The organism is Castellaniella sp. (assembly GCF_049671645.1).
In the GTDB taxonomy this organism is placed as follows: domain Bacteria; phylum Pseudomonadota; class Gammaproteobacteria; order Burkholderiales; family Burkholderiaceae_B; genus Castellaniella.
On the sequence record NZ_JBATVG010000025.1, the window covers coordinates 23,492 to 44,676 of the forward strand.

Annotated in this window: 23 protein-coding genes and 1 tRNA gene; 10 read left to right on the forward strand and 14 right to left on the reverse strand. The window is 65.3% G+C overall.

Annotation, left to right across the window (positions count from 1 at the left end; genetic code table 11):
* Positions 1-195 precede the first annotated feature (195 nt).
* From ompA to WBG56_RS13735, 3 genes are all read left to right on the forward strand, one after another.
* On the forward strand, positions 196-765 hold the full coding sequence (gene ompA / locus WBG56_RS13725) for an outer membrane protein OmpA (RefSeq protein ID WP_424269261.1): 570 nt from the start codon (positions 196-198) through the stop codon (positions 763-765).
* 94 nt (positions 766-859) lie between these two features.
* A complete protein-coding gene (gene ubiG, locus WBG56_RS13730) occupies positions 860-1,567 on the forward strand; it encodes a bifunctional 2-polyprenyl-6-hydroxyphenol methylase/3-demethylubiquinol 3-O-methyltransferase UbiG (protein ID WP_424269263.1) in 708 nt (235 codons plus the stop codon).
* 6 nt (positions 1,568-1,573) lie between these two features.
* Complete coding sequence (locus WBG56_RS13735) at positions 1,574-2,257, forward strand: HAD family hydrolase (RefSeq protein ID WP_424269265.1); 684 nt, start codon at positions 1,574-1,576, stop codon at positions 2,255-2,257.
* On the opposite strand, the gene sstT is transcribed toward WBG56_RS13735, so the two are convergent.
* A complete protein-coding gene (gene sstT / locus WBG56_RS13740) occupies positions 2,214-3,446 on the reverse strand; it encodes a serine/threonine transporter SstT (protein ID WP_424269267.1) in 1,233 nt (410 codons plus the stop codon). The two genes, WBG56_RS13735 and sstT, sit on opposite strands and share 44 nt — an antisense overlap.
* Positions 3,447-3,662: 216 nt before the next feature.
* Here sstT and WBG56_RS13745 point away from each other — a divergent pair, with 216 nt between their 5' ends.
* Together WBG56_RS13745 and WBG56_RS13750 are read left to right on the forward strand one after the other, a co-directional pair.
* Entirely contained in the window at positions 3,663-4,652 is a 990-nt protein-coding gene (locus WBG56_RS13745; RefSeq protein WP_424269269.1) for a diaminopimelate dehydrogenase, read from the forward strand.
* Positions 4,653-4,663: 11 nt separating this feature from the next.
* Positions 4,664-5,227 carry a DUF924 family protein gene (locus WBG56_RS13750; protein ID WP_424269271.1) on the forward strand — a complete coding sequence of 188 codons (564 nt, stop codon included), beginning with the start codon at positions 4,664-4,666 and terminating at the stop codon, positions 5,225-5,227.
* Here the strand turns inward: WBG56_RS13750 and WBG56_RS13755 are convergent.
* Positions 5,219-6,142, reverse strand: a complete 924-nt coding sequence (locus tag WBG56_RS13755) for a DMT family transporter (RefSeq protein WP_424269273.1) — start codon at positions 6,140-6,142, stop codon at positions 5,219-5,221. The two genes, WBG56_RS13750 and WBG56_RS13755, sit on opposite strands and share 9 nt — an antisense overlap.
* Before the next feature lie 117 nt (positions 6,143-6,259).
* Between WBG56_RS13755 and WBG56_RS13760 the strand changes: the two genes are divergently transcribed.
* Both WBG56_RS13760 and WBG56_RS13765 read left to right on the forward strand, forming a co-directional pair.
* Positions 6,260-6,607 (forward strand): carboxymuconolactone decarboxylase family protein, encoded by a 348-nt coding sequence (locus tag WBG56_RS13760; RefSeq protein ID WP_424269275.1) that lies wholly within the window; start codon positions 6,260-6,262, stop codon positions 6,605-6,607.
* Between the two features lie 82 nt (positions 6,608-6,689).
* Positions 6,690-7,409 carry an RNA polymerase sigma factor gene (locus tag WBG56_RS13765; RefSeq protein WP_424269277.1) on the forward strand — a complete coding sequence of 240 codons (720 nt, stop codon included), beginning with the start codon at positions 6,690-6,692 and terminating at the stop codon, positions 7,407-7,409.
* A gap of 77 nt (positions 7,410-7,486) precedes the next feature.
* Here the strand turns inward: WBG56_RS13765 and WBG56_RS13770 are convergent, their stop codons facing one another.
* Positions 7,487-8,275 carry a lipoate--protein ligase family protein gene (locus WBG56_RS13770; RefSeq protein WP_424269279.1) on the reverse strand — a complete coding sequence of 263 codons (789 nt, stop codon included), beginning with the start codon at positions 8,273-8,275 and terminating at the stop codon, positions 7,487-7,489.
* Complete coding sequence (locus WBG56_RS13775; protein WP_424269281.1) at positions 8,272-8,577, reverse strand: biotin--protein ligase; 306 nt, start codon at positions 8,575-8,577, stop codon at positions 8,272-8,274. The genes WBG56_RS13770 and WBG56_RS13775 overlap by 4 nt, the downstream gene beginning before the upstream one ends.
* A 58-nt stretch (positions 8,578-8,635) precedes the next feature.
* Between WBG56_RS13775 and WBG56_RS13780 the strand changes: the two genes are divergently transcribed.
* Entirely contained in the window at positions 8,636-10,171 is a 1,536-nt protein-coding gene (locus tag WBG56_RS13780) for an MDR family MFS transporter (protein ID WP_424269283.1), read from the forward strand.
* Between the two features lie 25 nt (positions 10,172-10,196).
* Here WBG56_RS13780 and WBG56_RS13785 read toward each other — a convergent pair whose 3' ends face one another.
* From WBG56_RS13785 to serS, 6 genes are all read right to left on the reverse strand, one after another.
* Positions 10,197-10,562: a ribbon-helix-helix domain-containing protein gene (locus WBG56_RS13785; protein ID WP_424269285.1), complete on the reverse strand. Its 366-nt coding sequence runs from the start codon at positions 10,560-10,562 to the stop codon at positions 10,197-10,199.
* Positions 10,563-10,625: 63 nt separating this feature from the next.
* Entirely contained in the window at positions 10,626-11,204 is a 579-nt protein-coding gene (locus tag WBG56_RS13790; protein WP_424269287.1) for a DJ-1/PfpI family protein, read from the reverse strand.
* Positions 11,205-11,326: 122 nt separating this feature from the next.
* Positions 11,327-12,025, reverse strand: a complete 699-nt coding sequence (gene aqpZ / locus WBG56_RS13795) for an aquaporin Z (protein ID WP_424269289.1) — start codon at positions 12,023-12,025, stop codon at positions 11,327-11,329.
* 202 nt (positions 12,026-12,227) lie between these two features.
* Positions 12,228-12,629 (reverse strand): GFA family protein, encoded by a 402-nt coding sequence (locus tag WBG56_RS13800; RefSeq protein ID WP_424269291.1) that lies wholly within the window; start codon positions 12,627-12,629, stop codon positions 12,228-12,230.
* 93 nt (positions 12,630-12,722) lie between these two features.
* Positions 12,723-12,813 (reverse strand) — tRNA-Ser (locus tag WBG56_RS13805).
* Positions 12,814-12,912: 99 nt separating this feature from the next.
* A complete protein-coding gene (gene serS / locus WBG56_RS13810) occupies positions 12,913-14,250 on the reverse strand; it encodes a serine--tRNA ligase (RefSeq protein ID WP_424269293.1) in 1,338 nt (445 codons plus the stop codon).
* A 154-nt stretch (positions 14,251-14,404) separates the two neighbouring features.
* Between serS and WBG56_RS13815 the strand changes: the two genes are divergently transcribed.
* Positions 14,405-15,013, forward strand: a complete 609-nt coding sequence (locus tag WBG56_RS13815; protein ID WP_424269295.1) for a HutD family protein — start codon at positions 14,405-14,407, stop codon at positions 15,011-15,013.
* Between the two features lie 6 nt (positions 15,014-15,019).
* On the opposite strand, the gene WBG56_RS13820 is transcribed toward WBG56_RS13815, so the two are convergent.
* The 4 genes from WBG56_RS13820 to WBG56_RS13835 are packed head-to-tail and all read right to left on the reverse strand — an operon-like array spanning position 15,020 to position 20,121.
* Positions 15,020-15,715, reverse strand: a complete 696-nt coding sequence (locus tag WBG56_RS13820; protein WP_424269305.1) for an aspartate/glutamate racemase family protein — start codon at positions 15,713-15,715, stop codon at positions 15,020-15,022.
* Between the two features lie 4 nt (positions 15,716-15,719).
* Positions 15,720-17,111, reverse strand: coding sequence for a replication-associated recombination protein A (locus WBG56_RS13825; protein ID WP_424269297.1), 1,392 nt, complete (start codon positions 17,109-17,111; stop codon positions 15,720-15,722).
* Positions 17,111-17,746 (reverse strand): outer membrane lipoprotein chaperone LolA, encoded by a 636-nt coding sequence (gene lolA, locus WBG56_RS13830; RefSeq protein ID WP_424269307.1) that lies wholly within the window; start codon positions 17,744-17,746, stop codon positions 17,111-17,113. The genes WBG56_RS13825 and lolA overlap by 1 nt, the downstream gene beginning before the upstream one ends.
* Before the next feature lie 11 nt (positions 17,747-17,757).
* Positions 17,758-20,121, reverse strand: coding sequence for a DNA translocase FtsK (locus WBG56_RS13835; protein ID WP_424269299.1), 2,364 nt, complete (start codon positions 20,119-20,121; stop codon positions 17,758-17,760).
* Positions 20,122-20,166: 45 nt separating this feature from the next.
* Between WBG56_RS13835 and trxB the strand changes: the two genes are divergently transcribed.
* Positions 20,167-21,126 (forward strand): thioredoxin-disulfide reductase, encoded by a 960-nt coding sequence (gene trxB / locus WBG56_RS13840; protein ID WP_424269301.1) that lies wholly within the window; start codon positions 20,167-20,169, stop codon positions 21,124-21,126.
* Positions 21,127-21,185: the final 59 nt, after the last annotated feature.

Sequence of the window (21,185 nt, forward strand, 5' to 3'; positions counted from 1 at the left end):
CCCAGAGTACCGGGCAAGGCCATCAATACTTAACCCGGGCGTTGAAAATGCCTTAAGATTTCGGCTAACACGCACCAAACCCAGCGCAATTGATAGTTTTCCAACTGGACATTGCTATACTGGAAATGTTCTTTCGAGATGCGGCGGGGGTTCGCTGCGGTCACTTTCAAGCATCATGCTCAAACGAGGAGAAACATGAATAAACCCTCCAAAATCGCTATTGGACTCGCCATTGCTGCCATGGCTGCCATGGGTACCGCGTCGGCTTCCGACAACTGGACCAACGTCGATGGTCATGTCTGGAAAGATGCCAGCGGCCAAAATTGCTGGCGCGATGCATTCTGGACGCCGGCCACCGCCGCTGAAGGCTGCGGCAAGCCCGTCGCCGAAGCCCCTGTCGTCGCCCCGACCGCCAGCAAGGTCGTCCTGAACGCCGACACCTTCTTCGACTTCGACAAGTCCACCATCAAGCCCGAAGGCAAGCAGGTTCTGGATCAGGTCGCTCAACAGGCCAGCTCCATCAACCTGGAAACCATCATTGCCGTCGGCCACACCGACTCCATCGGCACCGAAGCCTACAACCAGAAACTGTCCGAGCGCCGTGCCAATTCGGTCAAGCAGTACCTGGTCAGCAAGGGCGTTCCGGCTGATCGCGTCTACGCCGAAGGCAAGGGTGAACTGCAACCGGTCGCGTCGAACAAGACTCGCGAAGGCCGTGCCCAAAACCGTCGCGTGGAAATCGAAATCGTCGGTACCCGCAAGTAATTCTGCAGGCCGCACGAGCCGCCGCGCCTCTGGCGCGGCGGAACCCAAGGCTCCGCGCGTGCGGGGCCTTGTTCATTTCTGGAATCCGACATCCATGCACACCGCCAACGCCGATCCCGCCGAACTCGACAAATTCAGTGCCCTGGCCTCCAGCTGGTGGGACCCCCTGGGGGATCTGAAAACGCTGCACGACATCAATCCCCTGCGGCTGGACTGGATCCGCAGCCAGGCGGGCGACCTGGCCGGGCAGCGGGTGCTGGACATCGGCTGCGGCGGCGGCCTGTTGACCGAAGCCATGGCCGCCGAAGGCGCCCAGGTCACGGGCATCGACCTGGCCAAGGCGTCCTTGCAGGTAGCCCGCCTGCACGGCCACGAATCCGGCGTCCAGGTCCACTATGAATGCATCAGCGCCGAAGACTACGCGGAGCAGCAGCCCGGTCAGTTCGATCTGGTCACCTGCATGGAACTGCTGGAGCACGTGCCCGACCCGGCCGCCATCGTCCAGGCCTGCGCCCGACTGGTCCGTCCTGGCGGGCTGGTCTGCTTTTCGACGTTGAACCGCAACCCGAAATCGTTTCTGCTGGCGATCGTGGCCGCGGAATACCTGCTGCGCATGGTGCCCAAGGGCACTCACAGCTACGACCAGTTCATCACCCCCAGCGAACTGGCCGGCGCGGCGCGCGCGGCAGGCCTGGACATCAGCGCGCTCAGCGGGCTGGAATACCTGCCGCTGACCCGGCAATACCGCCTGGCCCCGGACACGGGCGTGAATTATCTGATGGCGGCCCGCCGCCCGGAATGAATCCCCATGCATCCCTGTTTCGTTCTATTCGATTTTGACGGTACCCTGGCGGACACGGCGCCCGATCTGGCGGCGGCGGCCAACCGCCAGCGCAGCTACCGGGGCCTGGATCCCCTGCCCTACGACGCCCTGCGGCCCTACGCCTCCCACGGTGCGCGCGGCCTGTTGAAGGCTGCGCTGGACCTGGACCCGGGCAGCGAGGAATACGAACGCAGCCGCCGGCAGTTCCTGCAGGACTACGCTCAGGACATGCTGGTGCACACCCGGCTGTTCGCGGGCATCGACACCCTGCTGGATCAGCTGGCCGAGGCCTCGATGAGCTGGGGCATCGTGACCAACAAGGTCGAATCCCTGGCTCTGCCCATCGTGCGCCATCTGGGACTGGAGCCGCGCTGCCGCGTGACGGTGGGCGGCGACACCACGCCCCATACCAAACCGCATCCCGAACCCCTGCTGCATGCCGCCCGGCAGGCAGGCTTCGCCCCGGCCCAGTGTCTGTACGTAGGCGACGACGAACGCGACATCCTGGCCGGCAAGGCCGCCGGCATGGCGACTGTGGCAGCCGGCTATGGCTACTGTTCCCTGGACGACCCGGCCCGCTGGCAGGCGGACGCCATCGCCCGCCAGCCGGCCGACCTGTGGCCGATCATCCAGCGCTGGTCGCAACGCGAGCCGACCCCGCAGCCGTAAACAGCACATCGGTCGAGGAATTCAGCGCGGTTTCCGCAGAATCCTGCAGGACGCCGATGATGAAGCCCACGCCCACGACCTGCATGGCCAGGTCGTTGGAAATGCCGAACAGGCTGCACGCGACCGGAATCAGCAGCAAGGACCCGCCCGCCACGCCCGACGCGCCGCAGGCGCACACGGCCGCCACGACACTGAGCAACAGCGCCGTGAACAGATCCACGGAGACCCCCAGCGTATTGACGGCGGCCAGCGTCAGCACCGTGATGGTGATGGCCGCGCCCGCCATATTGATGGTGGCTCCCAGAGGGATCGAGACGGAGTACGTGTCTTCTTCCAGACCCAGCTTTTCACAGAGCGCCATATTGACCGGAATATTGGCCGCCGAGCTGCGGGTGAAGAACGCCGTCACGCCCGATTCCCGCAAGCAGGTCAGCACCAGAGGATAGGGGTTGGCGCGCAGCCGCCAGAAGACGATCAGGGGATTGACCACCAAAGCCACGAACGCCATGCAGCCCAGCAGCACGCCCAACAGGCGGACATAATCGAGCAAGGCGCCGAAACCGGTGTCGGCGATCGTCGAGGCGACCAGCCCGAAGATCCCGAGCGGCGCCATGCGGATCACGATGCGCACGATGAAGGACAGCCCCAGAGAAAGATCCGACATGACGTGTTTGGTGGACTCATGGGCATGACGCAAGGCCACGCCCAGGCCGACGGCCCAAGCCAGAATGCCGATGTAATTGGCCTCCAGCAGGGCGCGCACCGGATTGTCCACTACGCTGAGCAAGAGATTGCGCAAGACTTCGAGCACGCCGCTGGGCGGCGTCAAGGCGGCATCTCCCAGGTGCAACTGGATGGTCAGGGGAAACATGAAGCTGGCCACGACCGCCACCAGCGCCGCCGCGAAAGTCCCCGCCAGATACAGCACCAGGATCGGCTTCAAGCGCGTCTGGGCGCCTTTCTTGTGATTGGCGATGGAGGCGGCCACCAGGACGAACACCAGCAACGGCGCGATGGATTTCAGCGCTGTGACGAACAAACCGCCCAGCAGGCCGACGGCCCGGGCGCCATCGGGAGACACGTAGGCCAGCAGCACGCCGGCGATCAGGCCGATGAGGATCTGCGTCACCAGGCTGCCATTGCTGACGAACTGCAGCAACGGATTGGATTTGGAGGCGGAAAGCGCCATAGGGATACTCCAGGATGAACTTCCGGCGACGGACCAGGAAGATCAATCATGTACCTACCCAAATCACCCTGCCTCCGAAAACCGGCAGGGCACCGCGCCCAGCGAGAAATGGCCGCCATTCTAGCATCCGGGCGAGCGGCGCCCCACCTGCGGAAACTCGAGCCGATACAATGAAACCACTGCCGCATCCGGCTGACTTCCACTGAAAGGACATTCATGGCTTCATCCCCCATCCGCATCGGCATCGCCGGCTATGGCAACCTGGGACGCGGCGCGCAGGCGGCCATCGCCCGCCACGCCGACATGCAGCTGGTCGGCGTCTTCACGCGCCGCGATCCGGCCTCGTTGGTGCTGGACGATCCGACCGTACCGGTCTGGTCCCTGGCCGACGCGGCGGCCCGCCGCGACGACATCGACGTGCTGATCCTGTGCGGGGGCTCCAAGGACGACCTGCCCACGCAAGGTCCGGAACTGGCCCAGTGGTTCACCACAGTGGACAGCTACGACACCCACGCCCGCATCCCGCAGTACTTCCAGACCGTCGACGCGGCGGCGCGGGCGCACGGCAATCTGTCCATCCTGGCCGTCGGCTGGGACCCGGGCCTGTTTTCCATCAACCGCCTGATGGGGGAAGCCATCCTGCCCCAAGGCGCGACCTATACGTTCTGGGGCAAGGGCCTCAGCCAAGGCCATTCCGACGCCATCCGTCGCGTGCCCGGCGTCGCGGGCGGCGTGCAGTACACCATCCCCGTGCCAGCCGCGGTCGAACGCGTGCGGGCAGGCCGGCAGCCGCAACTGAGCACCCGTGAAAAGCACACCCGGGAATGCTACGTGGTCCTGCAGGCGGGAGCCGACGCCCGGCAGGTGGAACAGGCCATCGTGACCATGCCGGATTATTTCGCCGATTACGACACCACGGTGCATTTCATCGATGCCGACACCTTGCGGCGCGACCACGCCGGCATGCCGCATGGCGGATTCGTCATCCGCAGCGGCGAATCCGGCCACGGCGACCCGCAGGTGATGGAATATTCCCTGAAGCTGGCCAGCAACCCGGGGTTTACATCCAGCGTGCTGGTGGCCTACGCCCGCGCGGCCTGGCGCATGAAATCCGCCGGCGAAACCGGCGCGCGCACGGTCTTCGACGTGGCCCCCGGCCTGTTGTCCCCCAAATCGGCGGCCGATCTGCGCCGCGAACTGTTATAGGAAGCCCGGCCATGACCCGATCCAGCCAGAATCCGCCCGCCCTCGCACAGACCGCACAGGCCATGATTGATTTCTGGCGGGATGCCGGCCCCGCCAAATGGTTCGCCAAGGATGCGGCGTTCGACACGGATTTCCGCAGCCGCTTCCAAGACGCCCACTACGCCGCCGCCCGCGGTGAACTGGAAGACTGGCTGCGGCAGCCCGAATCCGCCCTGGCCCTGATCCTGCTGCTGGATCAATACCCGCGCAATGCCTTCCGGGATACGGGCCACATGTTCGCCACCGACGGCTTGGCGCTGTCCTATGCCCGCCGCAGCCTGGACTTCCTGGACCGGATCGAACCCGCCCTGCGCAATTTCATCTGCCTGCCCTTCATGCATGCGGAAAACCTGCCCACCCAGCAAGAGGCGCTGGTCATCTATCAGCGACACGCCCCCGACTCCCTGCCCTGGGCCCAGGTGCATCACGACATCATCGCCCGCTTCGGACGCTTCCCCCATCGCAATGCCGCGCTGGGCCGCGTCACGACGCCGGAAGAACAGGATTTCCTGGATTCGGGAGGATTCTCAGGATGAATGCGTCCGCCATTGCGCATACCACCCATAGCCGCTGAGCAGCACGACCCCGGCCACAACCAGCAGGGACCCCAGCAGGAAGCCCGGCCCGATGGGTTCGCCCAGCAGCCAGGCGCCCAGGATCACGCCAAACAGCGGCGTCAGGAAGGAAAACACGCCCAGGCGCGATGCCAGGTATTTCGTCAGCAGCCAGAACCAGGCCAGATAGCTGAAAAACGCTACGAAAAAGACCTGGAAGGCCAGGCCGGCCCAGACCAGCGGCGTGGAATGAAAGGTCGTCTGCCCCATCAGCGCCGCCGCCAGCAGCAATAGCACCGACCCGCCCACCAGCTGGTACATCAAAGTCTGGCTGGCCGGCAGGGATGCCAGCGGCGTCACCCGGACCACGACGGTCGTCGCCCCCCATGCCGCGCCGCCCAGCAAAGCCAGCAGGTCGCCCCACAACATGGCGTCGGCCTGGGCCGGCGCAGCGCCGCCGCGCAGCAGAAAGGCGATACCCACCCCGCAGAACGCCAGGACGACCCCGCCCCACTGCACCGCCGCCAAGCGCTCTTCGGCCAATTTCCAGTGCAGTCCGATGGCGGCGAAGATCGGCGCCGTATACAGCAGCACGACCACATGGCCCGCCGTGGTGAACCGCAGGCTTTCCCCGATCAGGATGAATTCCAGCGCATACAAGGCGCCCGCGCACAGGCCGGGCTTCCAGAGGGCCAGGGCCGCACCGATCCGTTCGCGGCGCCCGATCATCATCAATCCGACCAGCAGGCCGCCGAGGGCCGTGCGCAGGCCGATCTGGAAGACCGGGGAAAAATCATCCGTCGTGGCCTTGAGCGCAATCTGCTGCATCGCCCAGATCAGGCACAGCAGCAGCATGATCCCCGATGCCCTGCCATCCATGGGTTGACGACTCTCCACGAGAAGCTTCCTTGATCAAAACCTGACATTGTAGGCCCCTGGTCGCAACAGGGGTTCGCTGGTTCCCGGCGGCCGCCGGGTCTATCATGGATGGATCATCGACACAGGAGCCGTCCCATGGATGCACCCATGTACCCTCACGCCACAGCGGACCTGGCCAAGCGCCGGGCCGAACTGGCCCCGGAACCCCTGGCCGCGTTCAAGGCCTTCAGCAAGGCCGTCTTTGCGCCCGGAGCCCTGGACGCCAAGACCAAACAGCTGATCGCCGTGGCAGTGGCCCATGTCACCCAGTGCCCCTATTGCATCAAGGGCCACACCGAAGGCGCCTCGCGCGCCGGGGCCTCGGACGCCGAAATCATGGAAGCCATCTGGGTGGCGGCCGAAATGCGGGCCGGCGGGGCCTACGCGCATTCCAATCTCGCGCTGCAGACTCTGGACGGCCTGCATGGCAACGCCCACGGCTGAACTGCCCATCGCCGGAGCGGGCCATGAAACGTTTTCACAGCCGGGGCCATCTAATGGTGTCGAGGCTTATTCGGGGAACGAGGTGGATACTCAGATTCAGCACGACTTGACGAAAGAAAGCGATTTATCGCTGATCGCCTGGTGCCGCGCCGGCAAACTGCAGGCATTCGACCTGCTGATGCGCCGGCACAACCAGCAGCTCTACCGGGCGGCGCGCAGCATCCTGCACGACGAGGCCGAGGCCGAAGACGCGGTCCAGGAAGCCTGGTGGAAAGCCTTTCAGCATCTGGCGGACTTCCGCGCCGACGCGCAGCCCGCCACATGGCTGACCCGCATCACCGTCAACGAGGCCCTGATGCGCCGCCGACGAAACAAAACCCGCGAAGCCCACATCCAATCGGCATACCAGGTTTCCACCGAACAGGACAGCATGTTTGCGCCCGGCTCCGACCTCCCCGCTTCCGACACCTCGCGTCCCGATCAATCCGCGTGGCGGGCTGAACTGCGCCATCACATCGAAGAGCGCATCGACGCCCTGCCCGACATCTACCGGACGGTCTTCATGCTGCGCGGGGTCGAGGAAATGTCCGCAGCCGAAGTCGCCCAAGCGCTCGGGATGCCCGAAGCCACGGTGCGGGTCAGGTTCATGCGGGCCCGACGCCTGCTTCAGGAAGGCCTGAAGAAAGACTTCGATCCCCACATCGGCGAAGCGTTTTCGTTTGCCGGCGAGCGCTGCGACCGTATCGTGGCCGGCGTCCACGCCCGGATGCGGGCGGCCGGCATCCTGAAGGCCCCGGAATAAGCCGCCCCCGGCTTGCCCAGGGCTATTGAGGGGCTAGCCAGGCCCTCGTATGGCTCGGCCCCGCGGGACGATATTTCTCAAGGCACCTTGGACAGCCAGTCCGGGGCGCCGAATTTTTCCCGGACCAAGCGATCGGCCTGGGCCAGTTCGGCGGCGTTCAAGGCGTCGTCCCGCAAGCCGTTGCGCCGCCGGAAGGTCTCCAGCATACGGGCGATGATGGCTTCGCGGGGCAGGCCGGTCTGGCTGCGCAGCGGATCCACGCGCTTGGCGGCGGACGTGGTGCCCTTGTCCGACAGCTTTTCCCGGCCGATCCGCAGGACCTGCAGCATTTTCACCGCATCGATGTCATACGCCATGGTCACATGATGCAGCACGGCGCCGCCCCGGCGGGCCTGGGCCGCGCCGCCGATCTTGCCGCCATCGGACGTAATGTCGTTCAGCGGCTGATACCAGGCCTTGATACCCAGATCCCCCAACGCCTGCAGGACGAAATCATCCATGTAGGCATAGGCTTCCCGAAAGCTCATGCCTTCCACCAGGGACAGCGGCGCGTAGATGGAATAGGTGATCGCGTTGCCGGGCTCGATGAACATGGCCCCGCCCCCGCTGATGCGACGCACGACCTGGATGCCGAGCGCCTGGGCGGCCTGCGCGTCGACTTCGTTCTTCAGGGACTGGAAGATGCCGATGACGACGGCCGGCGCCGCCCATTCCCAGATCCGCAGGGTCGGCGCGCGGCGCCCTGCAGCTACCTCGTCCAGCAGCACCTGATCCAGCGCCACATGCTGCAGCGGCAGCATCGGCGCGGGATGGAGCAGTTGCCAATCGAAATCGGCCCATGCGCTACGGTTCGCGGATTCGTTCATGCCAGCGCCCTCCCGACCACGACGGCGATGCCTTCCGGCGTCAGGCCGAACATCTCGACGTCCGCCCCCAGGGCGTCGTTCACCACCCGCGTCAGATGCGCCGCATCGGTGTCCGCGGGCAGACCTTCCAGCGCCGCATTGATGGCATCCAGGGCCTCCGGCGGTTCAAGGAAGAAGTCCCCCGACAGCCGCACATGATTCAAATGGCCGTCCATCACCCGCAGATCCACCACCACCAACTTGCCGCCCGGGATCTTGTATTCCCCATGCCCCTGCCGGGGCCCCAGCTTCGCGTCATGCATGCCTGTTTCCCTTGTTCCGCGTGGACTAAGATTGAAGCCTCGCCGCACTGCCGCCATTATGACCGTGATCACTTCCGAAAAGCAGGAATCCCCCCACAGCCATCCCGCCGAATCCGCCCCCGTCGCCCATCGAGGCTGGATACTGGCCGCCCTGATGCTGACGATGTCGCTGGCGGCCATGGACATCACCATCGTCGCCACCGTCATCCCGCAGATCGTCGGCGACCTGGGGGGCTTCGACCGGTTCACCTGGTTGTTCTCCATCTATCTGCTGGCCCAGACCGTCACCATCCCCATCTACGGCAAGCTGGCGGACCTGTACGGCCGCAAGCCCGTGCTGATCGGCGGCTCCGCCCTGTTCCTGCTGGGGTCGGCGGCCTGCGCCCTGGCCTGGGGCATGATCCCCCTGATCGTTTTTCGCGCCATCCAGGGCCTGGGGGCCGGGTCCATCATGGCCACCGTCAACACCCTGGCGGGCGATCTTTACTCCACCCGGGAACGCGCCCGGGTGCAGGGCTGGTTGTCCAGCGTCTGGGGCATCGCGGCCATCGTCGGCCCCACCCTGGGCGGCGCCTTCGCGGAATACGCCACCTGGCGCTGGGTCTTCCTGATCAATCTGCCCATCGGCCTCGCGGCCATTGCCCTGATCGCCCGCTACCTGCACGAACAGGCGCCCGCCCATCGGCATGCGATCGACTACATCGGCGCCATCCTGATGATGCTGGCGGGAGCCGTGGGGGTCTTCGGCCTGCTGCAAGGCGGCAACGCCTGGGCCTGGACATCCGCCCCCAGCCTGGCGACCTTCGCCCTGATGGCCGTGCTGATGACCGCCACCGTGGCGCGGGAACGGCGCGCGGCCGAACCCATCATGCCCGGCTGGGTCTGGCGCCACCGGCTGATGCTGGGCTCGAACCTGGGGGCGTTGGGCATGGGTCTGGTCATGATGGCGCCCGGCACCTACCTGCCGGTTTTCGCCCAATCCGTCATGGGCCTGGGCCCGATCAGCGCCGGACTGGTGCTGGCCAGCATGAGCCTGGGCTGGGTCTCGGCATCCGCCTGGTCGGGGCGCCTGTATCTGAAATTCGGCTTCCGGGATACCGCGCTGTTCGGCGGCGTCCTGATCCTGCTGGCGGTCCTGGGCTTCGTCTGGCTACCGCCCCAGCCCGCCGTCTGGCTGGTCACGGCAGACCAGATCCTGCTGGGGGCCGGCTTCGGGATGCTGTCCACCCCCCTGCTGGTCGGCGTGCAATCCGCCGTCCCCTGGCGCCAGCGCGGCGTGGCGACCAGCGCCAACATGTGGTCGCGCTACCTGGGCCAGAGCCTGGGGGCCGCCGTGGTCGGCGCGCTGTTCAACAACGCCATGCGCGAATCTCTGGATGCAGCTCCCGCCGCGCTGGGCGGCGCCCTGCCGAGCGTGAACGGCGTGATCACGGCATTGCAGACGGATCCGGCCGCCTCAGCCAGCCGCCAATACCTGCTGTCGGCCTTCGACATCGCCACCCACCAAGTGTATACAGGCATGGTCGGCGCCGCTGTCCTGACCCTGATCGTGGTGCTGTTGGTGCCACGGCGCCCGGACGAGGCTCACCCCTGAGACATGCCGGGCTCGGCTGCAGGGCTCAAGCCGCCTCGTTTTCGCACAGCAAATCCGGCAGGTCGCGCAACACGGCGCCGGCATCCAGCGAACGCAGCGGCACGCCCGCATCCGCCGGAATGCGGCCATCGACCTGCAGCATCTGGTAGCGCAGGCAACAGACCCGCAAAAACGAAGCGAAGTTGCCGGTTTCCCCCCGATACTGCAGCAACTCGTCGTACAGGCGCTCGATCAGTTGCGTCACCCGCATACCATCGCGCCGCGCGATGTCTTCCAGAACGTGCCAGAACAGGTGTTCAAGGCGCACGCTGGTCGCCACGCCATGCAGGCGCATTGAACGGCTTTCGCTGCCGTAGGACCGTGGATTGGCCCGGATGAAGATTTCACACATGGCACAGGCTCCCGAACAGGCGCTTCACCCCCCGATTGTAGAGATTGGCGCCGGCTTGGGGAATCAGTGCTGGATGCGTGTGCCCAGAACGGTCAGGAACTGGGCGATCCAGGCCGGATGAGCGGGCCAGGCCGGCGCGGTGACCAGGTTGCCATCCGTATGCGCCTGGTCCACCGCAATGTCGGCATATCGGCCGCCTGCCAGGCGGACTTCCGCTGCGCACGCCGGATAGGCGGAGCATGTGCGGCCCTGGAGCACACCAGCCGCCGCCAGCAACTGCGCGCCATGGCAGATCGACGCAATGGGTTTGTCAGCCGCCTGGAAGTGCCGCACGATCTCCAGCACACGATCATTCATGCGCAGGTATTCGGGCGCGCGGCCGCCCGGAATGACCAGGCCATCGTAGGCCGCCTCATCGACGGCGTCGAAATCACGGTTCACCGTGAAGCGGTGCCCAGGCTTTTCGCTATAGGTCTGGGCGCCGTCGAAATCGTGGACCGCCGTGGCCACCCATTCGCCCGCTTTTTTCCCCGGACACACCGCATCGACCTGATGCCCGACCGCCTGCAAGGCCTGGAACGGCACCATGACTTCATAGTCCTCGACGTAGTCGCCCACCAGCATCAGCAATTTCTTGGCCATCACGTGTCTCCTGTCCTGAATGTGGATATCAGGTCCATTGTGATGCTTTCGCAGGAGGCCCGGGTGGTATGCCCATACCGTCCGGGCGTCAGAAACCGGTGATCATGACGTCCTGCGGAACCTCAATCGTCGCTGGTAAGCAAGGCGCGGTACACCAGCGCCCCGATCACTCCGCCCGCAATGGGCGCCAGCCAGAACAGCCAGAGCTGATCCAGCGCCCAACTGCCCTGAAACAGGGCCACGCCGGTCGACCGCGCGGGATTGACGGACGTGTTGGTCACCGGAATGCCGACCAGGTGGATCAGCGTCAGCGACAGCCCTATCGCCACGCCGGCCAGACTCGACTGCGCCAGCCGGTGTGTGGCGCCCATGATGATGAACAGGAAAAACCCGGTCAGCACCACTTCGGCCGTCAATGCCGCCGTCAGCGAATAACCGCCGGGCGAATGCTCGCCATAGCCGTTCGATGCGAAACCCGCCGACGCGTCGAAGCCGGCCTTGCCGCTCGCGATCAGATACAGCACCGCAGCTGCAGCGATGGCGCCCAGCACCTGTGACAAGACGTAGGGAATCAAGTCGCGCGCGGGAAAGCGCCCGCCCGCCACCAGACCGAAAGTCACCGCGGGATTGATGTGGCAGCCGGAGATATGCCCGATCGCATAGCACATGGTCAGCAGCGTCAAACCGAAGGCCAGGGCGACCCCCGCAAAACCGATCCCCAGTTCAGGAAATGCCGCTGCCAGCACGGCGCTGCCGCAGCCGCCGAACACCAGCCAGAACGTGCCGAACAATTCCGCGGCGCATCGCTTGGTCAAGGACATATTGTTGACTCGACGAAAGTTCAAGAGCCAAAGAGTCTACCAACGCGACATGCCGGATGGTGCATGGAGAATGCAATGGATTGTCAATTTAAAGGTATTTGACGATTGATCGCTGCGTTATGCCGGCAGCACCCGCGAAGCATCCAGGAAAACCAGATCGGAGAGCATTCGATTTTCTCCTGGCCGGCAGGCTTAGCGCAGTCTACGGCGTGTGGGGGCCCGGATACTGCGGAAGGTGATCTTCAATCTCTTCCCACGACGCCTTTTCAGCAACGTACCGATGCTCTTTTGCCTGCTTGGTGAACGGGGTATCCAGCGAACCCAAGCGGACGCCGAGCAGACCCGGGTGATCGGACCGAAAGGCATAGATAGGCGAGCCGCAGTTCGTGCAGAACGCACGAAACATGCCGGGCGATGATTCGAATTCCTTCAGGATCTCGGCGCCCGACAAGAGGTGGAAGTTCTCTCGCTGTATGGGCGCATTGGCCGCGTGGCTGGAACCGCTGGCTTTACGACAACTGACGCAATGACAATAGCCGAAGTCTCCCGGCTCCAGACTGATTTCATAGCGAATCTTTTTGCAGAGGCAACTGCCTGAGTACATGGCGAATGCTCCAACGAGTCACCCCATGATAGCAATTGCCGGAGACAACAAAGCCCGCGAACCTCTCGGTTGGCGGGCTGCATTTCTTCAAACTGGCGGAGAGGGTGGGATTCGAACCCACGGTACGGGGTTACCGTACGCCTGATTTCGAGTCAGGTACATTCGACCACTCTGCCACCTCTCCGGCTTTGACTGCGGTCAAGCTGCGCATTCTAGCACAGAATCCGGCGATCTCCCGGCAGGAACGGGCAGGGATTCGCTCCCCGCCCTCCTGGCGCGGCGACTAGGCGCGGATGACTTCCAGTCCGCCCATATAGGGACGCAGGACCGGCGGCACGACCACGCTGCCGTCGGCCTGCTGGTAGTTTTCCAGCACCGCGACCATGGCGCGGCCCACGGCCAGCCCGGAACCGTTCAGGGTGTGCAGGTATTCCGGCTTGGCCTTGGGGCCTTCGGGGCGGAAGCGGCCCTGCAGGCGGCGGGCCTGGAAATCCAGGCAGTTGGACACGGAAGAGATTTCGCGCCAGGTGTTCTGCGCCGGCAGCCAGACTTCCAGGTCGTAGGTCTTTGCCGAGCCGAATCCCATGTCGCCCGCGCACAGCAGCACCACGCGGTAGGGCAGGCCCAGGGCCTGCAGCACGTGCTCGGCATGGCCGACCATCTCGTCCAGGGCCTGCCAGGACTGTTCCGGGTGCACGATCTGCACCATCTCGACCTTGTCGAACTGGTGCTGGCGGATCAGGCCGCGCAGGTCGCGCCCGCCGCTGCCGGCTTCCGAGCGGAAGCACGGGGTGTGGGCCGTCAGCTTCAGGGGCAGGTCCCGGGCGTCCAGGATGCGGTCGCGCACGGTGCCGGTCAGCGGGATTTCCGCCGTCGAGATCAGGTACAGGTCTTCGGCGGGACCGTCTTCATCCGGCGTGCTGCCCTGCCCGCCCTTGGTCACCCAGAACATGTCGTCCTTGAATTTCGGCAGCTGGCCGGTGCCAAACAGCGTGGAGCTGTTGACGATGTAGGGCGTGTAGCATTCCTGATAGCCGTGCTCGCCGGTCTGCAGGTCCAGCATGAACTGCGCCAGGGCGCGGTGCAGGCGGGCGATGGGGCCGCGCAGCATCATGAAACGCGCGCCCACCAGGGACCGGGCTGCTTCGAAATCCAGGCCGACGGGTTCGGCCAGCGCGACGTGATCCAGCGGTTCGAAACCCAGGCCGGCCGGATTGCCGTCGGCGTCGGCCGCCCCCGGCAGCCAGCGGCGGACTTCGACGTTGTCGGCTTCAGATGCCCCGTCGGGCACGCTGTCGTCGGGCAGGTTGGGGATCGTCATCAGCCACTGCGACAATTCCTGCTGCACGGCGCCCAGGTCCTGTTCCAAGGCCTTCAGACGGTCGGGGATCGCCTGGGATTCGGCCAGTACGGCGGACGCGTCTTCCCCCCGGGACTTCAGCTGGCCGATCTGCTTGGCCAGCGCATTGCGGCGGGCTTGCAGTTCTTCCGTCTGCACCTGGACGGCCTTGCGGCGGGCTTCCAGGGCATGATAGCGGTCCGTATCGAAGGTCAGGCCGCGGCGGCCCAGCGCGTGCACGACGCGCTCCAGGTCCTTGCGCAGCAGATTGGTATCTAGCATGGCGATGAGCGAATGATGAAGATGCCCCGGGACGACCGGAACATCTGTGATTGGGCCCACGCAGCGGGCGGGCCGAAACCGGATGCCCCGGATGGCGGCATCCGGAGCCGGGTTATTGTATTAAATTAAACCAAGCCATAGAACGCGAGCTTTCATGCAGGACGCCATCCGCTTCATCCCCGCCGCCGAACTGCGGCCCGCCCCCTGGAAGAACGGCGGCGGCACCACCCGCCAGATCGCCATTTTTCCGGACGACGCCGGGCCGGACGACTTCATCTGGCGCATCAGCGCGGCCGACGTCGCCTCCGACGGACCGTTCTCGCACTGGGAAGACATTGACCGCATCCTGATCCTGACCGAAGGCGGCCCCCTGCGCCTGACCCGGACCGATACCGGCCAGGAAACACTGCTGGGCACCGGCGCCCGCTTGTATTTCGCCGGGGAAACGCCCTACACCGCCGCCCTGACGGCCGGCCCGGCCAAGGATTTCAACCTGATGCTGCGCCGCAAGCAGGCGCACGGCTGCATCGATATGCGCAACGGCGCCCAGCAACTGCCCCTGCGTCCGGGCGAGACGATCCTGCACTGCGTGCAAGGACGCTTCCAGGCGGATCTGCCCGTTCGCCTGGGGGGACCATGCACCTTGGATACGGGCGACACCCTGCGCATCACCCTGGATTACGTGCCTTTCTTCAAGCTGGCGCTGACCCCGTTGACGCCGGACGCGCGGCTGGTGGATACGCGCGTCAACCTGTATCCCTGACGCAGCTTAGCGGCCCAGCGCGGCCTGCGCCGCCGCCTGCGCATGGATCGCCGTGGTATCGAACAGCGGCACGCCGGCGTCCTGCGGGCCGACCAGGAGCGAGATTTCCGTGCAGCCCAGGATGATGCCCTGGGCCCCCTGATCGACCAGACGTTGCATCACGGCGCGGTAGGCCTGGCGGGACGCGGCCTCGATGCGGCCCAGGCACAACTCGTCATAGATGACGCGGTGAACCAGGGCGCGGTCATCCGCGTCCGGAACCAGGACCTTGATGCCGTGCCGGTCCTGCAGGCGATCGCGGTAAAACGGCTGTTCCATCGTGAAGGCCGTGCCCAGCAGGCCGATGCGGGAAAGGCCCGCCTGGCGGATGGCCGCCGCCGTGGGGTCGGCGATGTGCAGCAGCGGGATCCCGACGGCGGATTCGATGGCGGGCGCCACCTTGTGCATGGTGTTGGTGCACAGCACCAGGAAATCCGCGCCAGCGCGTTCCAGGGCCCGGGCGGCATCCGCGAGGATGACGCCGGCGGCGTCCCAGTCGCCGGCATGCTGCAGCCGTTCGATCTCGGCGAAATCGACGCTGTAGAGAACGATCCTGGCGGAATGCAGGCCGCCCAGTCCAGCCTTGACGGCCTCGTTGATCTGGCGATAGTAGGGCACGGTGGATTCCCAGCTCATGCCGCCGATCAGGCCGATGGTCTTCAGGGGATCAGGCATCGTCGGCCTCCTCGTCCCATTGCCGCAGTTGCGCCAGTTTTTCGCCGATCCTGATTTCCAGGCCGCGAGGCACAGGCCGGTACCAGCCGGGTTCATCGATGCCATCGGGCAGATAGGTTTCCCCCGCCGCGTAGGCGTTGGGTTCGTCGTGGGCGTAGCGGTAGGCGTGACCGTAGCCCAGTTCCTTCATCAGCTTGGTGGGGGCGTTGCGCAGGTGCACGGGGACCTCGCGGCTCTTGTCCTGCTTCACGAAGGCGCGAGCCCGGTTGTAGGCCATATAGCCCGCATTGCTCTTGGCGGCGACGGCCAGGTAGATCACGGCCTGGCCCAGCGCCAATTCGCCTTCGGGGCTGCCCAGCCGTTCATACGTCAGGGCGGCGTCGTTGGCGACCTGCATGGCGCGGGGATCGGCCAGGCCGATGTCCTCCCAGGCCATGCGCACGATGCGCCGCGCCAGATAGCGCGGGTCGGCGCCGCCATCGAGCATGCGCGTCAACCAGTACAGGGCGGCATCGGGGTGGGATCCGCGCACGGATTTGTGCAGCGCCGAGATCTGATCGTAGAAATTGTCGCCGCCCTTGTCGAAGCGGCGGGCGTTCAGGGTCAGGGCGTTTTCGATGAAACCGGCATCGACCTGCGTGACGCCGCTGGCGCCGGCCGCGGTCTGGCATTGTTCCAGCAGATTCAGCAGGCGCCGCGCATCGCCGTCGGCATAGCCGACCAGCGTGTCGAGCGCCAGATCGTCGAACACCAATTCGCCCATGGCCTGGGACTGCGCCCGCCGGGCCAATTGACGCAATTCGTCTTCGCTCAGCGATTTCAGCACATAGACCTGGGCGCGCGACAACAAGGCGGAATTGACCTCGAAGGAAGGATTTTCCGTCGTGGCGCCGATGAAGGTCACCAGGCCGCTTTCCACATAGGGCAGCAGCGCATCCTGCTGGGACTTGTTGAAACGATGGATTTCATCCACGAACAGGATGGTGGGCTGGCCCTGGGCCTGGTGCTGTTCGGCCTGGACCATGGCGGCGCGGATGTCCTTCACGCCCGAGAAAACCGCCGACAGGGCGATGAAGGCGCAATCGAAAGCCGTGGCCATCAGCCGCGCCAGCGTGGTCTTGCCGACCCCGGGCGGCCCCCAGAAAATCATGGAATGGGGCTTGCCGGATTGGAATGCCAGACGCAGCGGCTTGCCTTCGCCCAACAGATGCGATTGCCCGATGACCTGGTCCAGGGTATGGGGGCGCAGGGATTCCGCCAGCGGCGCATGCGCGGGATCGACCGCGACCCGCCGCCCGGACGGCGCCGAGCCGGAATGATCGCCCGCCGCGCCCTTGCCGGATGGCAGGGGCGCATCCCCCAGCAGATCCCCCTGAGTGACCATCAGTTCATCTTCACCAGATCGGCGCCCTGGGGCACGGTGAACTGGAACTCAGAGGCGGGGATCCCCGGATTGGCCTTCAGATCAGAAAAGGCAATGCGCGAGGTCTGGCCAAAGGCATCCAGCAATTCCAGGCGCTGCGGCACGCCATCCGAAAAGCCGATATTCACGTGGGTGAAGCCGGCATCCGGGGTCTTGGGCACCGCGCGCAGCCACTGCAGGCCATCGCGGTCGGGCTGGGCCTGCACATTGAAGGCATCGTCCAGGGAACCGGATCCGAACAACAGCGCCGCCGGCGAGGCGCCGATGGCCTGGCCCGCCTTGCGTTCGGTAACCTGTTCCAAGTCCGGGTCGTATTGATAGACGCGCTGGCCGTCGGACACGATCAACTGGGCATAGGGCTTCACGACCTGCCAGCGGAATTTCCCGGGCCGCTGGAAGGCGAAAGTGCCGGTCTGCAAGCGCTTGGCGCCATCCGGGGCGGCCTGTTCCTGCTGGAACCGGCCGGTGGCGGACTTGACCTTGTCGACGAAAGACTGCAATTGCATCTGGGCCGTATCGACAGCCCAGGAGGGACCGGGCAGCCCCACCAGGCCGCAGAGCGCGACGGCGGCGGCCAGCATGCGGCGGCGATTCAAGACACAGGTATTCATAGGGATGACTCGTCTTCGCCGGACTGGGCCGGCACCAGGATGTCGCGGTTGCCGTTGGGCTGCTGCGGGCTGACCAGCCCGGACCGCTCCATCTGTTCCAGGATCCGCGCCGAGCGGTTGTAGCCGATGCGCAAGTTGCGCTGCACGAAGGAAATCGACGCGCGGCGGCTGCGCATGACGACTTCCACGGCCTGATCGTACAGGGGGTCGTTTTCCTGGTCGCCGAAGCCGGTGACGGAACTGACGCCGTCGCCGGTCTCGCCCTCCAGGGCGCCTTCCAGCAGGCCTTCGACATAATCGGGTTCGCCGGCTTCTTTCAGGGCGTCGACCACACGATGCACCTCGTCATCGTGCACGAAAGCGCCATGGACGCGGGTGGGCACGCTGGTGCCGGGCGGCTGGTACAGCATGTCGCCCTGCCCCAGCAAAGTTTCCGCGCCCATCTGGTCCAGGATGGTGCGGGAATCGATCTTGGACGACACCTGGAAGGCGATGCGGGTGGGAATATTGGCCTTGATCAGGCCGGTGATCACGTCCACGCTGGGGCGCTGGGTGGCCAGGATCAGATGCACGCCGGACGCCCGCGCCTTCTGCGCCAGGCGGGCGATCAGTTCCTCGACCTTTTTGCCGACCACCATCATCAGGTCGGCCAGCTCGTCGATGACGACCACGATCATGGGCAGAGTGCCCAGGGGTTCCGGCGCATCGGGCGTAAGCGAAAAAGGATTGGGGATGGGCTGTTCCTGTTTCTGGGCCTCGCGGATCTTGGCGTTGTAGCCCGCCAGGTTGCGCACGCCCAGCTTGCTCATCAGCTTGTAGCGCTTTTCCATTTCGGCCACGCACCAGTTCAGGGCATTGGCCGCATGGCGCATGTCGGTGACGACCGGCGCCAGCAGATGGGGAATGCCTTCGTAGACGGACATTTCCAGCATCTTCGGGTCGATCAGGATCAGGCGCACCTGGCTGGCATCGGCCTTGTACAGCAGCGACAGGATCATGGCGTTGATGCCCACCGATTTGCCCGAACCGGTCGTGCCGGCCACCAGCAGATGGGGCATTTTCGCCAGGTCGGCCACCACCGGGTTGCCGGCGATGTCCTTGCCCAGGGCCATGGTCAGCAGCGACGCGCTGCTGTGATAGACCTGGGACCCCAGGATTTCCGACAGGCGCACCATCTGGCGGCGCGGATTGGGCAGCTCCAGCCCCATCAGATTCTTGCCCGGGATGGTTTCCACCACCCGGATGCGCACCAGGCTGAGGGCCCGGGCCAGGTCCTTGGCCAGATTGACGATCTGGCTGCCTTTGACCCCCGTGGCGGGTTCGATTTCATACCGGGTGATGACCGGGCCGGACTGGGCCGACACCACCGTGACGCTGACGCCGAAATCCGATAGTTTCTTCTCGATCAGGCGCGAGGTGAACTCGATGGTCTCGGGCGAAACGGTTTCCTGGGCCTGTTCGACAGGGTCCAGCAGGGACAGGGCCGGCAGGCTGCCGCCCAGCGCAGGGTCTTCCTTGACGGTGAAGAGCGCCTGCTGCTTTTCCTGCTGGACGCGCGGGGATTTAGGCACGGTCGTGACGGTGGGCTCGATGCGCACCGGCTGTTCGTGCACCAACTGCGTCTGGCGGGTTTCGACGATTTCCTGGCGTTCGGCCTGGGCCGTCATGCCGACCCGGCGGTCCTGCCAGGCATTCTTCAGGTCCATCAGGCGGCGCACGGCCGTTTCCAGGTAGAACCCCACCTTTTCCGAGACGTTGAGCCAGGAAAACCCGAAGAACAGGCTGGAACCCATGACGATGAAAGCCAGCAGCAGCAAGGTGCCCCCGGCGCTGCCCGCGGTTTCGGCCAGGATGCCTGCCAGCAGATGGCCGAGCTGTCCGCCGGCGCCGGCCGGCAGCGCGGTGCCGAGACTTTGCAGGCGCAGGGCCTCGATGCCCATGCAGCCCAGGAACAGCAAGGTGAAGCCGATGCCGACTTCCCAGCGCACCCGGGGCAGGAGTTCCGGAATCCTGGACGGCAGCACCACGCGGGTCAGGCGATAAAACCCCGCCGCGACGTGGCGCAGCATCAGCAGCACCCACAACCAGGCGGATGCGCCGAACAGGTACAGCATCAGATCGGCCACATAGGCCCCGAAGGTGCCGCCCCAGTTCTGGGTGGCGCCGATGGTCAGGGAATGCGACCAGCCCGGATCGGATCGATGCCAGGTCGCCAGGACCAGGATCAGCCAGCCGGCGACCGCCGCCAGCAGGATCCAGCGGGCCTCGCGCAGCAAACCGGTCAGGCGCGCCTGCAGGGGGGAAGGGCCATTGCGCACGTTACGCGTGGAGCGGGAAGAGGTCACCGGAATTCTAGCCATCCGCCCATTATAATTGGGCGGTTGATGATGAACGGATTTTCTGTGATGTCTACTGCAAAACACGCGAAAGTGATGATTCTGGGCTCCGGCCCGGCTGGTTATACCGCTGCGGTCTACGCCGCCCGCGCCAATCTGTCCCCGGTGCTCGTCACCGGCCTGGAACAGGGCGGTCAATTGATGACCACCACCGAAGTCGACAACTGGCCCGCCGATGTGGCCGGCGTCCAGGGGCCGGACCTGATGCAGCGTTTCATGGAACATGCCCAGCGCTTCAATACGGAAATGGTCTTCGATCACGTCGCCAGCGTCGATCTGTCCAAACGGCCCTTCGTGCTGAACGGCGACACGGGCGCCGCCTATACCTGCGACGCCCTGATCATCGCCACCGGGGCGTCCGCCCAGTATCTGGGGCTGGCATCCGAACAGTCCTTCATGGGGCGCGGCGTATCGGCCTGCGCCACCTGCGACGGCTTCTTCTACAAGAACCAGGACGTGCTGGTGGTGGGCGGCGGCAATACGGCGGTGGAAGAAGCCCTGTACCTGTCCAATATCTGCCGCACCGTCACCCTGGTGCACCGGCGCGACAAATTCCGCGCCGAGCCCATCCTGGTCGACAAGCTGATGGACAAGGTCGAAAACGGCAACATGCGCCTGAAACTCTTCTACGAACTGCAGGAAGTCCTGGGCGATGATTCCGGCGTCACGGGCGCCCGCTTGATCAACAAGCAGACCGGCCGGACCGAAGATCTGGACGTGACCGGCACCTTCATCGCCATCGGCCACAAACCCAACACGGCCATCTTCGAAGGCCAGTTGGCGATGGAAAACGGCTACATCACGACGCGCAGCGGCCTGCAGGGCCTGGCCACGATGACCTCGGTTCCCGGCGTGTTCGCCGCGGGCGACGTGCAGGACCACGTCTACCGCCAGGCCATCACCAGCGCCGGCACCGGCTGCATGGCCGCCCTGGACGCACAACGCTGGCTGGAGAATGAAGGACTCTAAGCCCACGCTGGCGGATCTGCGCCGGCTGCGTTCCGCTGCCGAACAGGCGGCGGAACGCC

What these genes read in the sequence shown, in the direction of transcription:
- ompA (WP_424269261.1), top strand. Translation starts at nt 196, where the DNA reads ATGAATAAACCCTCCAAAATCGCTATTGGACTCGCCATTGCTGCCATG.
- ubiG (WP_424269263.1), top strand. Translation starts at nt 860, where the DNA reads ATGCACACCGCCAACGCCGATCCCGCCGAACTCGACAAATTCAGTGCC.
- WBG56_RS13735 (WP_424269265.1), top strand. Translation starts at nt 1,574, where the DNA reads ATGCATCCCTGTTTCGTTCTATTCGATTTTGACGGTACCCTGGCGGAC.
- sstT (WP_424269267.1), bottom strand. Translation starts at nt 3,446, where the DNA reads ATGGCGCTTTCCGCCTCCAAATCCAATCCGTTGCTGCAGTTCGTCAGC.
- WBG56_RS13745 (WP_424269269.1), top strand. Translation starts at nt 3,663, where the DNA reads ATGGCTTCATCCCCCATCCGCATCGGCATCGCCGGCTATGGCAACCTG.
- WBG56_RS13750 (WP_424269271.1), top strand. Translation starts at nt 4,664, where the DNA reads ATGACCCGATCCAGCCAGAATCCGCCCGCCCTCGCACAGACCGCACAG.
- WBG56_RS13760 (WP_424269275.1), top strand. Translation starts at nt 6,260, where the DNA reads ATGGATGCACCCATGTACCCTCACGCCACAGCGGACCTGGCCAAGCGC.
- WBG56_RS13770 (WP_424269279.1), bottom strand. Translation starts at nt 8,275, where the DNA reads ATGAACGAATCCGCGAACCGTAGCGCATGGGCCGATTTCGATTGGCAA.
- WBG56_RS13775 (WP_424269281.1), bottom strand. Translation starts at nt 8,577, where the DNA reads ATGCATGACGCGAAGCTGGGGCCCCGGCAGGGGCATGGGGAATACAAG.
- WBG56_RS13780 (WP_424269283.1), top strand. Translation starts at nt 8,636, where the DNA reads ATGACCGTGATCACTTCCGAAAAGCAGGAATCCCCCCACAGCCATCCC.
- WBG56_RS13785 (WP_424269285.1), bottom strand. Translation starts at nt 10,562, where the DNA reads ATGTGTGAAATCTTCATCCGGGCCAATCCACGGTCCTACGGCAGCGAA.
- WBG56_RS13790 (WP_424269287.1), bottom strand. Translation starts at nt 11,204, where the DNA reads ATGGCCAAGAAATTGCTGATGCTGGTGGGCGACTACGTCGAGGACTAT.
- aqpZ (WP_424269289.1), bottom strand. Translation starts at nt 12,025, where the DNA reads ATGTCCTTGACCAAGCGATGCGCCGCGGAATTGTTCGGCACGTTCTGG.
- WBG56_RS13800 (WP_424269291.1), bottom strand. Translation starts at nt 12,629, where the DNA reads ATGTACTCAGGCAGTTGCCTCTGCAAAAAGATTCGCTATGAAATCAGT.
- serS (WP_424269293.1), bottom strand. Translation starts at nt 14,250, where the DNA reads ATGCTAGATACCAATCTGCTGCGCAAGGACCTGGAGCGCGTCGTGCAC.
- WBG56_RS13815 (WP_424269295.1), top strand. Translation starts at nt 14,405, where the DNA reads ATGCAGGACGCCATCCGCTTCATCCCCGCCGCCGAACTGCGGCCCGCC.
- WBG56_RS13825 (WP_424269297.1), bottom strand. Translation starts at nt 17,111, where the DNA reads ATGGTCACTCAGGGGGATCTGCTGGGGGATGCGCCCCTGCCATCCGGC.
- WBG56_RS13835 (WP_424269299.1), bottom strand. Translation starts at nt 20,121, where the DNA reads ATGGCTAGAATTCCGGTGACCTCTTCCCGCTCCACGCGTAACGTGCGC.
- trxB (WP_424269301.1), top strand. Translation starts at nt 20,167, where the DNA reads ATGTCTACTGCAAAACACGCGAAAGTGATGATTCTGGGCTCCGGCCCG.